1 protein-coding gene is annotated in these 249 nt (G+C 68.7%); it reads left to right on the forward strand.

Going from position 1 to position 249, the window contains the following annotated elements:
- Nucleotides 1–249, forward strand: a 249-nt coding sequence (locus AAEY78_RS14335) for a glycoside hydrolase family 3 N-terminal domain-containing protein (RefSeq protein WP_352340102.1), incomplete at both ends; no start/stop codon positions are given.

Here is a 249-nt window from a genome sequence, read left to right on the forward strand (position 1 = left end):
TTCCAGAATCGTGCGCAACTGACCGCGCTGACCGATTCGATCCGCGCGGTGCGCGAAGACATCCTGATCGCCGTCGATCACGAAGGCGGGCGCGTGCAGCGGTTCCGCACCGACGGCTTCACGGTGCTGCCCGCGATGCGTCGCCTCGGCGAGCTGTGGGATCGCGACGTGCTGCTCGCGACGAAGGTCGCGACCGCCGTCGGTTACATCCTGGCCGCCGAGCTGCGCGCGTGCGGGATCGACATGAGC

It is taken from the genome of Psychrobacter sp. 16-MNA-CIBAN-0192, assembly GCF_040309565.1.
In the GTDB taxonomy this organism is placed as follows: domain Bacteria; phylum Pseudomonadota; class Gammaproteobacteria; order Pseudomonadales; family Moraxellaceae; genus Psychrobacter.